Origin of the sequence: Thauera butanivorans NBRC 103042 (assembly GCF_001591165.1) — a bacterium.
In the GTDB taxonomy this organism is placed as follows: Bacteria; Pseudomonadota; Gammaproteobacteria; order Burkholderiales; family Rhodocyclaceae; genus Thauera; species Thauera butanivorans.
The window spans coordinates 1-13,713 of the sequence record NZ_BCUG01000053.1; the positions used below are offsets into that span (position 1 = coordinate 1).

Annotated in this window: 14 protein-coding genes and 1 pseudogene; all 15 read right to left on the reverse strand. The window is 64.4% G+C overall.

The window, feature by feature from the left end:
* Positions 1–441 (reverse strand): annotated as a pseudogene (locus tag TBU01S_RS18060) (hypothetical protein); the annotation flags it as partial.
* A 5-nt stretch (positions 442–446) separates the two neighbouring features.
* Positions 447–833: a hypothetical protein gene (locus tag TBU01S_RS18065; protein WP_245650976.1), complete on the reverse strand. Its 387-nt coding sequence runs from the start codon at positions 831–833 to the stop codon at positions 447–449.
* A 3-nt stretch (positions 834–836) separates the two neighbouring features.
* Positions 837–5,120 (reverse strand): tape measure protein, encoded by a 4,284-nt coding sequence (locus TBU01S_RS18070; protein ID WP_068638686.1) that lies wholly within the window; start codon positions 5,118–5,120, stop codon positions 837–839.
* 73 nt (positions 5,121–5,193) lie between these two features.
* Complete coding sequence (locus TBU01S_RS18075; RefSeq protein ID WP_068638688.1) at positions 5,194–6,120, reverse strand: hypothetical protein; 927 nt, start codon at positions 6,118–6,120, stop codon at positions 5,194–5,196.
* A 98-nt stretch (positions 6,121–6,218) separates the two neighbouring features.
* Positions 6,219–6,683 carry a hypothetical protein gene (locus TBU01S_RS18080; protein WP_068638690.1) on the reverse strand — a complete coding sequence of 155 codons (465 nt, stop codon included), beginning with the start codon at positions 6,681–6,683 and terminating at the stop codon, positions 6,219–6,221.
* Complete coding sequence (locus TBU01S_RS18085; RefSeq protein WP_083953704.1) at positions 6,680–7,306, reverse strand: phage tail protein; 627 nt, start codon at positions 7,304–7,306, stop codon at positions 6,680–6,682. The genes TBU01S_RS18080 and TBU01S_RS18085 overlap by 4 nt, the downstream gene beginning before the upstream one ends.
* On the reverse strand, positions 7,285–7,506 hold the full coding sequence (locus TBU01S_RS18090; RefSeq protein ID WP_157659195.1) for a hypothetical protein: 222 nt from the start codon (positions 7,504–7,506) through the stop codon (positions 7,285–7,287). Before TBU01S_RS18090 ends, TBU01S_RS18085 begins: the two co-directional genes overlap by 22 nt.
* Positions 7,507–7,579: 73 nt before the next feature.
* Positions 7,580–8,578, reverse strand: coding sequence for a major capsid protein (locus TBU01S_RS18095; protein ID WP_068638696.1), 999 nt, complete (start codon positions 8,576–8,578; stop codon positions 7,580–7,582).
* Between the two features lie 32 nt (positions 8,579–8,610).
* Positions 8,611–8,967 (reverse strand): head decoration protein, encoded by a 357-nt coding sequence (locus TBU01S_RS18100; protein WP_068638698.1) that lies wholly within the window; start codon positions 8,965–8,967, stop codon positions 8,611–8,613.
* A gap of 17 nt (positions 8,968–8,984) precedes the next feature.
* Positions 8,985–10,076: a Clp protease ClpP gene (locus tag TBU01S_RS18105; protein WP_068638700.1), complete on the reverse strand. Its 1,092-nt coding sequence runs from the start codon at positions 10,074–10,076 to the stop codon at positions 8,985–8,987.
* Between the two features lie 162 nt (positions 10,077–10,238).
* A complete protein-coding gene (locus TBU01S_RS18110) occupies positions 10,239–10,661 on the reverse strand; it encodes a hypothetical protein (protein WP_068638702.1) in 423 nt (140 codons plus the stop codon).
* A gap of 1 nt (position 10,662) precedes the next feature.
* Positions 10,663–10,893: a hypothetical protein gene (locus TBU01S_RS18115; protein ID WP_157659196.1), complete on the reverse strand. Its 231-nt coding sequence runs from the start codon at positions 10,891–10,893 to the stop codon at positions 10,663–10,665.
* Complete coding sequence (locus TBU01S_RS18120) at positions 10,890–11,771, reverse strand: HP1 family phage holin (protein ID WP_083953711.1); 882 nt, start codon at positions 11,769–11,771, stop codon at positions 10,890–10,892. Before TBU01S_RS18120 ends, TBU01S_RS18115 begins: the two co-directional genes overlap by 4 nt.
* Positions 11,772–11,782: 11 nt before the next feature.
* Positions 11,783–13,270, reverse strand: a complete 1,488-nt coding sequence (locus TBU01S_RS18125; protein ID WP_068638708.1) for a phage portal protein — start codon at positions 13,268–13,270, stop codon at positions 11,783–11,785.
* A complete protein-coding gene (locus tag TBU01S_RS18130) occupies positions 13,267–13,494 on the reverse strand; it encodes a phage head-tail joining protein (protein ID WP_068638710.1) in 228 nt (75 codons plus the stop codon). Before TBU01S_RS18130 ends, TBU01S_RS18125 begins: the two co-directional genes overlap by 4 nt.
* Between the last annotated feature and the right edge of the window lie 219 nt (positions 13,495–13,713).

Sequence of the window (13,713 nt, forward strand, 5' to 3'; positions counted from 1 at the left end):
GCGGCCGATCGCCGGCAGCGGCGTGTTCGGGCGCTGGAAGAGCTCGATGCTGCGCTGGCCGGCGACGTGGTTCTCCAGCAGGTAGCCGTGCCATTCGCTGCCGGCGAACAGGTACGAGGACACGCGATCGGCGGCCTGGACGCGGGTGTCGAACGGGTCGCCGTTGCTGAAGAGCGCGTAGCCGAGTGCCGAGTCCTGCGGCAAGGCGGTGATGACGACCTTGGCGCCGCCGTACAGGTCGGTCGACAGCGAGCGGATGGCCACGAAGAGCTTGCGCAGGCGAAAGCGGCCGTAGGCGCGGTCGAGGTCGGAGATGTCCGGGAAGACGTTGTTCATCTGGCCGTCGACGATGACGGTGCCGGTCGCGGCACCACCGCCCTCGGGCACGTCGTCCATGACCTGGCTGGCGACGAAGACAATGTTTTGGGCGTGGATGGGCATGGGGGTTACACCTCGATCAGAGGGAGCGTGATGCGATAGTTGCTGGCAGCGGTCAGGTCGCAGGCAGGACGCACCGGCGCGGCATCGAACGCGCGGGCGTTGTCGTGCATGACGATGAACTGGCGACCGTCGGCCAGGGTGAGAATGAAGCGTTCGTCGGGCATGGCCCGCTGGGCCTGCAGTGCGAGGACCACGCTCCGCTCGACCCATCCACCGTTCGGATTGCTCGCGAGCGTGATCTGCCGGCCCGAACTCCGCAGGCCGACATGCACGATCAGCGCCCCGGTCAGGCTGTATTCCGTGCTCTGCTCGACGGCTGACCAGGCGAACTCATCGCTCCACCACACGTCTTCAGGGATCTGGATGGCGCCAAGGGTATGATTGCGCAGCATGGTTCAGGACCTCGCCATGTCGGCTTCGAGTTGGCGCAGCAGATCGACCAGAGCGTCAGCGCTGTTCTTGTCGGTGGTATTGATGGCCGTTCTTCGGCCTGAATTGGAGCCAGACCCAATTTCAACTCGGTGAACAGATGTGTAGCCATGTGCAGGCTGCGCGGCAGAAGTGGGGGTTTGGCGCTGCGCAGATTCTTTTTCGCGCTGCCGGGCCTGCTCAAGTTGCAGGCGCTCCAGTTCAGCCAGCTTGCCTAACGCCCGGTTGAAATCGGCGACAGCCTGAGTATTCCCGTCTGCCTTGGCCTCATCGCGACGGGACTCCAAGTCTGCGCGGCGAGCCGCAAAGCGGCGACGCTCCACGTCTTCATAGCGGCCAAGGAGATTATCGATCTCATCCGCGATGGCGTCGTTGGCGGCCCGTGCATCGTCAGCAGCCTGCCGCAGCTGATTGCGGACATCGGCCAGGGCACTGCGCAGCTCGGACAAATTCTGCGAGCCTAGTGCCTCAGCCTGTCGCACGAGAGAAGACAATGTGCGCTCTTGGTCCTTGAGCCCCACGCTCCCTTCGTCGACGGCCTGGCTGAAACGCTCGACCTCGACGTTGAGCTTGATATGCTCGATTCGCGCACGGTAGATCGACTCTTCCAGTTTGTACATCGACTGGGTGTCTTCCCAGAAGCCCTTCCATGTCAGGCTGGAGTTCTGAATCTTTTTTCCGAATGATTCAACAGTGCTTGCAGCCCGATCTGCTGCGGCTTCGGCGGCGGTAATGTCTGCCTCCAGTTTGCTGATCGGGTCTTCGGCGACTAGCTGATTCGCACTCAATCGCAGTGCGTCAACACTTTTCGTAAATTGCCCCAGCATCCTGTTTTCGATGGGGCCGTCGGTAAGTGCCTCGATTTTTGTAATTGCGTTATAAGCGGCTTCAGAGGCTTCGCGAACCCGCTCCTTGGCGTCTGTCCAGATGCCGGCAAAATATTTTGCGATATCCCCGCCCGCACTGGTGGCAGTGTTCAGCGCAGTCACTCCGGCCGCAGCTTTGGCCGCCGAATCACCAACCTCGCCATTTACATCTGCCGCACCCGCCTTCGCCTGCATGGCCCGAATCGCGGCATCTGCTTCCGCGTGCAACTGCTTGGCCAACTCGGCACTGATCTGCCCTTCTATCTGCTTGGCCGTGGCCGAGGCCTTGGCGGCTTCGAGCTCGGCCATCTTGGCCTTGTCGAGCCGCTCGGTTTCGGTCAGTTCCTTTTCTTGCGCTTCGATTTTTGCGAGCTGGGCCGTCGCCTCTTCATGCTGGGCGCGCGCCTTCAGTTCAGCCATACGGGCTTCCTGCCGCTTTGCTTCAACCGCGCGCCAGGCCGCTGCAACTTCGTTTTCTGTTGCACGGGCAGACTGCTCTGCCCTGCGAATCTGAGCCAGCTTGAGCTGTCCCAGCCGCTCTTCTGTCGATAACTGCGCCTGCCGGGCGCGTGACTCGGCGTCGATATTGCGCAAGGTGTCAGCTACAGCATCACGGTACAGGCCAGCAGCACGCACCGCCCTGGCACGAGCGGCAGTTACCGCGTCCTGGGTGGCGATCCCCGCACGTTCATCCTCTTCAAGATTTCGCACCTCTCGCTGAACAGCCTCATATGCCGCTCGCAAGTCATCCAACCTATCAGAATTATCCTTAACGGCTGCGGCTGCGGCCTCGCGGGCGGCAGCTTCCATTTGGGACTGCTGCGCCGCGGCGGATGCTGCCTCGGCTTCTTCACGCGCCAACTCGATCTTCTGCCGGGTCTGCTCAATGATCTTGCGCTTTGCATCGGACTCCTGAACATCCGCCGCAACTGCCTGCTCCTGAGCAGCCAGTTGTGACTGCAAAGTCGCAAGCTGGGCAGCTCGGGCTTCAGCCACCGTGGACATTGCTGCAGCGACGGCTGCTGCGGCATGTGCTTCGGCATCGAGCCGTTGTTGCACATCCCCCATCGCCTGCGCATACTGGCTGACAGCATTGGATTCAGCCTGACGCGCTTTCAATGCCTTTTCACTTTGCTTGATATAGCCTTCCGCAGCGGCATTGGCCTGTGCGTAAGCATTGGTGATCAGAAGCCAGCCGTTGCTGCTCTTTTCTGCTGCAGCCCCCGTTCCTGCGACAGAATCTGTAAAAGCATCCTGAATGCCCTTTGCAATCATCGTCTGGCTCGCGATCTGGTTGATCAGCTCCAGTGACTCATCGGCGAGCTTGCCAATTTCGCCGCGCAAATCCCGCCAATTTCCAGAAGTGATCGCCCCAACAGCCGTGCCCAGCGCCCGGGCAAAGAAGGTGACGCCTTCTGCCGCTACGACGAAAACTGTGCCAATTGTCAGGACTCCCTCACGCAGCCCAGCCATGACGCCCGTCACTGCCGTCATGACAATCTCGACCTGAGTGAACGTCCCGATCGCATTCGTGATCGCGCTCGTCAGCCGGCCCCAGCTCGCCGCGTAACCCTGGACGTCACTGCCCGTGCCATACAGTTTGTTCAGTTGCATTGCCATCGCCGGCAGCAGATCTTCAGCAAGCACCTGGCCGGTTTCGACCATCTTGATGAGTTCCGCCTCGGTCAGGCCAGCACCATCTGCCGCCGCTTTCAAGGCGCCAGGCAGGCGCTCGGCGAGCTGCTGGCGCAGCTCTTCCATGCTGACGACGCCTTTGCTGACCATCTGGGACAGCGCCAGCATCGCACCATCCGTATCTGCTGCCGATTTTCCGAGCCGGGCCATTGCACCTGCCACAGCCTCGAATACGTCGCGGGCGCCCTGCCCCTCCAGGGCTGTGCCACGGGTTACCGCAAGGAACGACGCATATGCCTTTGAGGCCGACCCCAACTCCAGCCCCAGGCGGTTCGCCGTGGCAGTAATGTAGCCAAGCTCAGCGGCCGCTGCCTGGCCGCTGCCCTTGATTGCCGCCAAGGTACGGTTGAGGCTATCGAATTCGACTGCAGCACGGGCAACACGGTCCACACTGAACGCCGCCGCAATTTCGCGGGACACAGGACTCAGCCGTGAAATGAAAGTGCCGATACCACCACTCGCCCGTGCTACAGATGCGGTAAAGGGATCGACACCGCCTGCCATTTCGGCTTTCAGAGCTGCAATACGCTTTTGCCCGGCACTCCAGGCGCGGTCGAAATCGGTGCCCGCTGCCTTGGCATCGACTGCCAAACGCTGCAGCCCTTGCTGAATGCCCAGAATTTCCGCCTGGATCACCTTCGAAGAACGGATGCCGATCGTATTGAAGGCGTTTTGCGTGACAGCCGCGAGTGCACGCGTCTGCTCGGCATAGCGCTTGGCTGCGGCCTCGGATTCCGCATAAGCGCGCTTTTCCGCTGCGAGCTGCTCTTGAGCTGCGCGAGCCAGCTTGGCTTTGGATGCAGCGACGATGGCGGCAAGGCGGTCTTCTTCCTGGGCTTGCTGGCGGGCGGCAGCGGCGCGTTCTTTCCCAGCCTGAGCCAACATAGCGACAGCAGATACCTGTGCGTTAGCCGCAACAGTGGCAGCCGCCATCTCGGAAACAAGGCGCTTCTCCTCTGCCCCCAAGAAACGAGAATTGATGCCCGCCTCTTGCATCTCTTGGCGAAGTCGATGCAGCGTCTCACGGCCTTTTTCATATGCCGGCTTCAGGCGCTGTGCCTCAGCCACGTTCTTCTTGAACGCAGATTCTGCTTCCCGCGATGCTTTGCCCGCCTCGCGCATCGCTTGCGCTACCGGATCATAGGCCTGCTTGAGCGCACCAACGGTTTTCCCCGCCTCAGTACTGGCTGTTCTCAAATCGGCAAGGCGAGCCCTTGCAGCCGCGATCTGGTTTGCAAAAGCGGCTGTTTCTGTACCACTTTCCTTTGATCTCGCAGTCAGGCTCTGTAGCCCATCCCTTGCAGCCGCGACCTCTGCCTTCAGGCGTTCGTGGGCACGAGCAGCCGAGGCAAGCGCAGCCGCTGCGTCTCGCTCGGACTTTGTTGCAGCGTCGACCGCCACCCTCTTCTCGCGCAGCACACTCATTGCCGCACTTGTCGCGGCCTGGGCCTTCTGTAGTTCGGTGGCGTACCCTCGCGTCTCGCGCTTAAGTTCAACGAATGAGGTTACTAGTTGCTGCTGTCGACCGACCTTTTTTAACTGTTCAGCAAGCTCAGCAAAACGCGGTCCAGCCTCTCCGCCTTCACGAGCAAGGGCCTCGATTTGTTGGACCAGCGCGGATACGTCCGACTGCCCGGACGTTTCAGCATTGATGCGGAGCGCGACTTCTTGGGATTCGGCGAGTGCCATGATCGACCTGCATGGGACAAGGCTCGGCCGCCCTGCCCCATGGGCAAGGCGGCCTGGTCTTGGCCCTCGCGGATCAGACCATCAGCTCTTCCATGTACTTGCTCTTGCCCGTGCCGGTGCGGTTGGGGTCTTCGAGCAGGGTGGCCGTGAGCGTCATGGAGGCAAAGTCGGAGCTGACCCGGTTGCGGCCGCTGGACGGCGAGAACTTGGCGCGGAAGTAGCGGACGATGCTGGGCGCGCCGTTGTCTGCGGCGTTTTCACCGTCGACCTCGATTTCGAATTCCGCGCCGGAGTTGACGAAGTTCTGGATCACGTACTGCGGATTGCGGGTGTAGCCGACAACGATGGGCAGGGGCTCATCGTCGACGAACAGGGCATTGGCGCCTGCGATGAACGCCACGCCCTGCCGGGTGCGCTCGAAATGCGTGTCTTGCGTCAGCGCGGCTGCGCCGATGTGGCGCCAGGTGACGGAGCCGTCCGTTTCGGTTCCCCCGTCCGTGGGCCAGGTCGGAGCGGCGCTGCCGGTGGTGCCGCCGACCACGGCCAGGTAGGCGGTGCCGGAATCGATGACCAGGGCGCCCTTGGGATAGTCGGTTTCGTTTTCGCGGGCGGCGGTGGCGTCGATGCTGACCGTCACGGCTACATCGGGGTCGGGAATGTAGCTGAAGCTGACGCGCTCACCGGCCCAGGCGGGGTGCTTTTCGCCCGTAATGGCCTGACTGAGCAGTTTTTCGTACTCGCCGCGCATGCCGATGGCGATGGACTCGGGCTTGATGTCATCGACCACCATTTCGACGGTGATCGAGGTGATGGCTTCGTCCACGTCGAGTTCGCCGCCGCCGGAGCGCTGGAAGTTCTGCCGCGAGGTGCGCTCGACTTCGGTGTTTTCGGTGATGGACGTGGTGTTGCCGAGCTGGAACTTGCGGCCGAGGCCGCTGCGCGGGCGGACGTTGACGATGGCGCGGCCCTTGAAGCCGCGCGTGCTGGATACGATGGGCATGGACTGGCTCCTGCTGTGAGTGTGGTGCAGGTGCCAGTGTGTGGATTGGACGATGAGGACGGCAGGGGACGGATGTCCGGGCCGCAGGAAAACAGTTGCTACGGCCGCGCCAGGTCTTCCACGACGCCTACCCTGATCTGCACCAGCACCGATACGGTGGTGTCGCCATCGGTGCGCGGCTCGATGCTGCGGCCGATGTAGCGGGTATGGGTGGCCAGGCCGCCCCAGCGCATGTCGCCGCCGAACAGCGCGCGTTTGATGTCCGCCACCAGGGCATGGCCGGTCGTCATGTGTTGAGCAGGATCACATTCAGCCAAAGCCTGAATGTCGAATGGCAGCAGGATCTGCGCATTGACCGCGCTGCCTGCATGGCTGCCGGAGCCGTCGGCCGCTTGGCCCTCGACCAGGTCTTCGGGCTCGAACAGGATCAGGGCAGGCAGCTCGGGAACGGCCTTGCGACCCCGGAACACGTTGAGGCCGGCATCTGTCTGGTAGCCGTCGGCGGACCGAATGCTGCTCAGGCGCTCGGTGATCCGCTGGGCGATGTCGTTGGCCTTGCTCATTTGCGAGAGCCCTTGAGTTCGTAGCGAAATTGCGACGCGTAGGCGTCGGCGAGCATGCGTTTGATGTCCGGTACCGCCTCGGCCCGCCAACGCCGGAAGAGTTGATCCGGCGACGGACCATAGAGATGCTTGATGTCTCTGCCCTGTCGAATGAACACGCCCATGCCGTTTCCGCCGGCCGTATTGCCGGCACGAAGCGGCACCAGGAAGGCGCCGGGCATGATCTTGCGGCCACCGGTGCGCGCCACCTTGACCGCCACCCCAGCCTGTTTGCGGCCGGCGCCAATGCCGCGACGGGGGTCGCCCTTGGCACGCCGGGCGGGCTTGGTGATTTGCGCGGCGGAGAAGCGCGCAAGCCGTACTGCTCGCAAACGCATGCGCACCTCTGCGACCGGCATGGCCGCTGTGGCCGGCTGGGTACGCATCTGCTGCGCGATGTAGCTTTGTGGCAGGTTGATCTGACTGGCAATGTCTCGTTTTGCCATGGTGGACACCCGCGCGGCGACCGTGTTGGCCGCTCGGTACGCCGCCCTGGCAGAGGCTTCAGGCACGGCGCGCAGCCGCTTGGCGGCGCTGCGGATCGCATCGATGCCCTCGATTTTCATGCCGGCAGCAACACCCATTCCGGCACGTCGGCATCCGAGCGCAAGGGGGCATCGAGCGTCCACACGTCTGCACCCACCGTCAGGCTGTCACCGGCCCGGGGGGCGCATTCTTCGGGGAGTGTGGCGGTGGTGACGACGCGATCGACCAGGCCATCTTCGCCAATCAACTCGACGTTGCGGGAAATGACCGCCGGCACCGGAACGGGATGGGAGGACAAGACCGCCTCCTCGCCCAGGTGGGCGAAGAGGCGGTTGCGGGCGCGGCTGAATGCGGCCGAGGCGCGGGCCATATCAGGTGCGAGTCAGGCGGATGACGGCGCGCGGGCGGGTGTTGATGGCCAGCGGGTTGGATTGCACTTGGATGTCCACGCCGGTGTTCATGCGCTTGGGCTCGGTCTTGAGGTAGAACGGCAGGCCCGGGGTATTGACCGTTTCCATGTAGTCGGCCGGGGCGTAGTGGACCAGGAACATGTCGGGGACACCCTCGGGGACGAGGATGGCTTCGTTGGTGGGCACGAAGGGCTGGCCGGCGACGCTGCCCCGGTAGTTTTCCCAGGTGACGCCACCGAAGCTCAGGCCGGCACGGGCGTCGGTGCGCAGGGCTTCGCCGTCCTTCCAGCGCTCGTAGGCAGCCTTGAGTTCCGGGTGCCCGACAAAGTCGTCGAAGAAGGTGTCGCCGCAGAATGCGCGCCAGCCGCGAATGAAGGCGGCACCGAGCACGTCTTCGGACTTGCGCTTGGCTTGCACCACCGTCTTGAGCAAGTCGGTCGTGTCATCGTCCAGATTCATGTCGTGTGAGATCTGGGACACGCCGAACTTGTCGTACAGGTCTTCGAGCACGGTGGTGCCGTCGGCATCGAGGATCTGCCCCTTGAGCGCGCCCATGCGATGGAATTCGATGGTGGTCTCGATGTCGCGACGGTGGCGGTTGCCGATGCGCAGCACCTTGCCCTGCACGGTTTCCACTTCCGACTGTTGGCCGAAGGCGCGGGCGTTCTGGACTTCATCCGCCATCATGGCGTCGTCGCGCTTGAGGTGCTTGGCCTTGAAAGCCACGGCACGGCGCTTGTTGCGGGCGATGGTTTCGCCCGGCTGGCCCCGTTCGCCGGCCTTGACCAGGCGCAGCACGTCGCCGTCGAGCTCGAACCAGGCGTCGGTGGTTTCGATGGGGTCGTTGAGGAACAGGCCGAGGTCGAGCAAACGCGTCGGCCGGAACGGCACTTCGCTGATCGCGGCAGACAGCGTGGTGACGCGGAAGGCGTCGTCGTTGAAAACGTCCATGGTAGCCATGTGGGCTATCTCCTATGTTGTGTGGCTGGCGATCAGCGGAAGATGATGTGGGCGGGGGCAAGATCGGCCTTGCCGTGCGCGTCGATGCCGGTGAGTTCGGATTCTTTGACTTCGGCATGGCGGAACACGCCGACACCGGGCGCATCGGCAGTGGTGGCATCGACTTCGTCGTAGAGGATGGCGACAGCCGTGCCGAGGCCCGTGGTGGAGTCGGCATTGCTGTATTTGCCGTATTTGCCCTGGTTGGCGCCTTCGGTAGTGATTCTGCCGAGCACCTGGCCGACGGGCAGGACGCCCTGTCCGGATGCGATGATGATGCGCTCGCGGCTGAGGGTGCCGTTGGCTTCGGCCAGCAGAAACTGGCCGGCGCGGGACTTTTCGGTGAGCATGTTTGCGATCTCCTGGATTAACGGACGTTGCGGTTGAGGGCCGCGTAGATGCTGTCGACCGACACGGTCGGCACGGCGGGCCGCGAGGGCTGGCCCGGCTGGTGAGCACGCGGGTGCGTGTCGGTATGGCGCTCGTCGGCGTTGGCTGCGAGCGCATTGATGAGTTCGGCGCGGACCTGGTCCAGGCTGAGCCGTTGCCTGATGAAGCCGCCCGCACGGTCGGCGGCGCTGGCGAAGGCGCAGAGATCGCGGACTTCGCGGGCCTCCTTGATTGCGGCAGCGGCCTGGGCGGTGGTGGTGATGCCGCCGTCGAGCAGCCAGGCGGCAACGTAGTCACCCAGCCCCTCGGCCACGGCCAGGGCGTTGATCTGGGCGGCGAAGGTGGCATCCGCTGGCTGCACAGGCGGAGGGGTGACGACTGCGGGCGCGGCGGCAGGCACCGGAGCCGGGACAGCTGTGGCGGCCTGGGCAGTTGCGCGGGCAATAACGTCGGCGGGGATTTCCAGTGCTGCGGCAATGGCCTGCAGCGGACTGGCGGCAGTGGCGGAGACTGCGGCGCCCTGCTCCGCGATCTCGATCACGGAGTCGGCCCAGCCAGCGGCGACGGCCTCGCGGGCGGTCATCCAGGTGTCGGTGGCGATCGCATCCGCCAGATCATCAGCCGTCTTGCCAGTGCGGGCGGCGTAGGTTTCGATGATGCTGGCGTTGAGCACGCGGGCGGCCTCGGCGTCTTCGACCTCTTCACCGTCCTCGGTGACCAGCGACACGCCATGCACCATCATGCTGGCGTTGGCGTAGATGCGGATTTCATCGGCGGCCATGGCCACGATGGTGCCGGCGCTGGCCGCCACGCCTTCGATGATGGCGACCTTGCGGGCCGGGTGCCGGCGCAGCGCGCCGTACATGGCCAGAGCTTCAGCCAACGAGCCGCCGAACGAGGTGATGCGGATGATGATTTCGTTGACCGATTCCGCTGCCCACTTGAGTTCGTAGTCGAGGCTTTCGATGGTGCGGCCTTCCATCCTGTTGCCGATGACACCGTTGATGCGGATGGTGGCGCTGCGGCCGTCGTCGGCCAGGTTGTAGGCGTACCAGGGTTTCTTTTTCATGGGGCGGGCGTCCGTGGATGATAGGCGCAGTTTCAACGCGACGCCGCGCCATCGGCAGGGGACGGATGTCCCCGCAGCAAAGCGGGGATACAGCTGCGATTGATGGCAAGGCAGCGTTCGCCCCAATGCACGGCCTGGAGTTCCCAGCGCATCATTTCCGCCTCACCGGGCCCCGTCGGGGCCGGCATCGGGCCGCAGGTTTGGAGGCATTCGGGCGGCACCGCCGCCGGGATGCAGACCGTTGGCCCGGGCGATGGCGTCAAGGAGCAGGCGGAAAGACTCAGGATCGCGAGCGCACTCCAGGCGCGCAGCGTAGGTGATGATCTGTTCATGGCGCGAGGCCTCGGCTAGATGACGAGATGCGGTTTCGGCCTGCTGGCGAGCGATCGTGGCGGTTCGGGTGGCCGTGGCACGCAGTTGCTCACCAGCAGTACCAAGTGCGGCCGCGGCATCGGCAAGCGCGACGTGGGCGTTGTCCAGTTGTGCGCGGGCAGCTCGCCCGGCGGCCAGCTCATGCCCACCCCAGCCACCCAAGCCCAGGCCCACCATGAGCCCCACAAGCGCAACCAATACGATGGACTGCACATCACACCTCCCTGGGCTCGATTTCTCCCGTCACCTTCAGCGGCCATTCCGGCTCGAATGCCGGGTTGATGAAGCCGCACACGGTAAATGCGAGGCCGTAGAAAAATTCGGAGAGTCGCATCAGCGGTACGAATACCCAATGGCGCTCGACGATCAGCGGCGCCTCGGTATCGAGGCCGCCGAAATACACCGGACAAATGCCAAACCAGCCCTTGTGATCCACTTTCATCATTTTTCGTCCTCCCATGCGGTGCAGTCGGGCTCCCAGAGCCCCCGCTCTTCCGCCCTGCGTTTGATGAGCCCGGGCAGCGGGATGCCGCCGCCGGTGGTCCATTTCATGACCGGTGCGCCGGTGGCGAGCAGCACAACACCCGTTCGGCGATCGACGATGGGGCGCCCCTGCCAGATGCGCGGACGGCCATTGGCGATCTGCGGTGAAGCATTGAACTCGCGCGCGGCGGCATGGCAGCGGCCGGCGTTGACGTCCCGCAGCAGCTTGGAGGCGGTGAAGTTGCCCTCGCCCACGTTGTCACGGAACATGCCCAGCGCCACTGCCTGGCTGAAGGTGACAGGCACCTTGACGTTACGCGCCAGCGAATTGATTACTTCCTGGCTAAGTTCGGCTTCCAGCCATAGCCGGCACTGCGCGGCAGTGGCAGTCATGCCCGGCACGACGCCGCGCGTGCGCCCCTGACAGATAGTCGGCACACGCCAGCCGTGGGCCGGGTCCGGGTAGGCGTGGTGGATGGTTTCGCCGGTGTCCGGCAAAACGCTGGTGGGACCGTCGCCTTCGTGGATAACGACCGCAGTTGCAAGCGCGGCAACCAGGGAAGCGGCCGACATGGCGGACACCAGGCTGCGGTTGATCTTGCCGTCCTGCCGCCGGCGATTCAGCACCACGGGCTGGTCGCACTGGCGCCGGTCATGCATGTAGCGTTCGAGCTTCAGCTTGTGGGCCTGTTGCTCGCGCAAGTCACGGCGCCGCCCCCACCAGGCGTTGAGCAGGAATGTGCCGATCGCCGTCAGGATGCCGGTGAGGATGCCCCACTCGGTCAGCGTGAGAGACGACAGTACCGACAAGGCCGCGCCGGTGTAACTGGTGATGGACATGCCCTTGTCGGTCACAGTTTTCCCTTGCTGTCTGCGGCATTGATCTTCAGTCGGCGTTCGCGGGCGACATCCTCTGCACGCTCGGCATCCACCTGCTCCACGTCGTCGCCGTTGGCAGCCACCACGCCGGCGCGGCTGCGGAATCCGGCCTCCACCTCCATCTTCTTGGCCTGTACGTCCTGCGTGGGGTGGATGTAGGGCCAGGCGTGCGGCGCCCAGGTGCAGCGGACGAACTCCGGCAGTTCGGCGGGCGTGAGCAGCCCGGCCAGCACGGCAGCCCGCCCGACGGCATCCCGCACTGGCTGGCAAAACTGCGGGATGATGATCTGCCACTGTTCCTGTTCGCAGGCGCGGCGGAATTCGTTGAGGACGATGCGCAGGGTGCGGTCGGAGACGTCGCGGATGTCGCCGGTGAGCAGTTCGTAAGGCGTGCCGCCGCCGGCGGCGATGCCCAGGTGCTGCTGACGCATGAAGTCGGCGTAGTTGGCGCCGGAGTCTGGCGGGGCGGAGAACTTGACGTCTTCGCCAGGGGCCAGTTCGTGGGCAATGCCCGGCTCCAGGCCGACCATGGGACTACCGTCGTGGTCCAGCTCGATCGGCGCGCCGGTGATTGGGTCGATCTCCGGCGCGCCACCTTCGGGCTGGCGGGTGATGAACATGGTGTAGAGGTTGCCCAGTTCCTGGCGCAGCACCACGGCATCGTCCAGGTTGTCCACGCTGCGCTGCTTGGTCATCACGGCAACATTGCAGGGCACGCCGCGCAGCGCACCGGGGCGGGTGGGCTTGTACATGTGCCGCATCTCGCTGGCGGGCACGCGGACGAGGTCGGCATGACTGACGGCGATAAACGGACCATCGCCGGGGTGTTCGCGGTAGCACCAGTAGGCCGCCCGGCGGCCGATGCGGTCCAGCTCGATGCCCTGCCGCATGCGATGCCCCACCGGCATGCCGGGCCAGCTATCGGCATCGAGCGTGGGCACCATGTCTGACTCCAGCAACTGGATCTGCAGCGGCACCATCAGGCCATCGTCCGCCCGGCGCGGGCGGAAGCGGATGAAGATTTCGCCGGAGGATTTCACCGTTTCCACCGCCAGGGTCTGCTGGCCGTAGAAGTCCAGCACGCCGTCCGCGTCGGACGCAGCGGCGAAGGCATCCCAGATTTCCGCGTAGCGCTGCTTGCGGCGGGCGGTCTTGGCCTCGGCGCGCGGGATGATGCCGACGCCGATCAGGTTGGTGCCCCAGACACGGGCGTTGGCCGCCCCGGTCCAGGTGTTGCGCACGGCGTCGCGGGCACGATTGCGGATGGTTTCCAGCCCTGCCGCTGCACGGTTCGGGCCAGTGCTGGGCGCCCGCCAGCCGCGCGTGCGGCGGCCGTGGCCGGCGGCCTCGTACTGGGCACGGGCCACAAGGCGGACGTCTGCCATCGCAGCGGGGGCGGATGCAGACGTTTGCACCGCTTTTTTCTCGGCCTTGCGGGCCTTTTTGCCGGGCTTGCTCATCGAAAGCCCCGCCCGGCGTGATACAGGCGCACCGCACGGCGCCGGGGCTGGCCGGCCGTCGTCGCATCCTCGTCGGCTTTCAGGCGGACGAGGTAGTCACGCGCTGCGATCAGGTCACGCGGGGAGTGGTACTGCACCTCGCGGCCGTCGCGGAAGCGCACGGATTTCTCGCCGTTGGCGATCGCGGAGGTGAGTGCATCGATATCGGCTTGGGATACGGCCATGGCGCTGTGCCGGGGTGGAGACCGGCACAGGATGGCGAAGGGGTGGGACTATGGGCAGGGGACGGATGTCCTAAGCCTGTCAAGGCATCCGAAATCACTATATGTAGTAGTGCTGCGTGCAGAAAATAGGGTATTTACCGCCGCCCCATTGGCACTCGCTATGGAAGAGTGCTAACATGAAGATTCGGTTTGAATTCTGACGAAAAAAACCAGCCCTAG

Excerpts from the sequence above, each read along its gene's own strand:
- TBU01S_RS18065 (WP_245650976.1), bottom strand. The coding sequence starts at position 833 with ATGCTGCGCAATCATACCCTTGGCGCCATCCAGATCCCTGAAGACGTG.
- TBU01S_RS18070 (WP_068638686.1), bottom strand. The coding sequence starts at position 5,120 with ATGGCACTCGCCGAATCCCAAGAAGTCGCGCTCCGCATCAATGCTGAA.
- TBU01S_RS18075 (WP_068638688.1), bottom strand. The coding sequence starts at position 6,120 with ATGCCCATCGTATCCAGCACGCGCGGCTTCAAGGGCCGCGCCATCGTC.
- TBU01S_RS18080 (WP_068638690.1), bottom strand. The coding sequence starts at position 6,683 with ATGAGCAAGGCCAACGACATCGCCCAGCGGATCACCGAGCGCCTGAGC.
- TBU01S_RS18085 (WP_083953704.1), bottom strand. The coding sequence starts at position 7,306 with ATGGGTGTTGCTGCCGGCATGAAAATCGAGGGCATCGATGCGATCCGC.
- TBU01S_RS18095 (WP_068638696.1), bottom strand. The coding sequence starts at position 8,578 with ATGGCTACCATGGACGTTTTCAACGACGACGCCTTCCGCGTCACCACG.
- TBU01S_RS18100 (WP_068638698.1), bottom strand. The coding sequence starts at position 8,967 with ATGCTCACCGAAAAGTCCCGCGCCGGCCAGTTTCTGCTGGCCGAAGCC.
- TBU01S_RS18105 (WP_068638700.1), bottom strand. The coding sequence starts at position 10,076 with ATGAAAAAGAAACCCTGGTACGCCTACAACCTGGCCGACGACGGCCGC.
- TBU01S_RS18115 (WP_157659196.1), bottom strand. The coding sequence starts at position 10,893 with ATGATGAAAGTGGATCACAAGGGCTGGTTTGGCATTTGTCCGGTGTAT.
- TBU01S_RS18120 (WP_083953711.1), bottom strand. The coding sequence starts at position 11,771 with ATGTCCATCACCAGTTACACCGGCGCGGCCTTGTCGGTACTGTCGTCT.
- TBU01S_RS18125 (WP_068638708.1), bottom strand. The coding sequence starts at position 13,270 with ATGAGCAAGCCCGGCAAAAAGGCCCGCAAGGCCGAGAAAAAAGCGGTG.
- TBU01S_RS18130 (WP_068638710.1), bottom strand. The coding sequence starts at position 13,494 with ATGGCCGTATCCCAAGCCGATATCGATGCACTCACCTCCGCGATCGCC.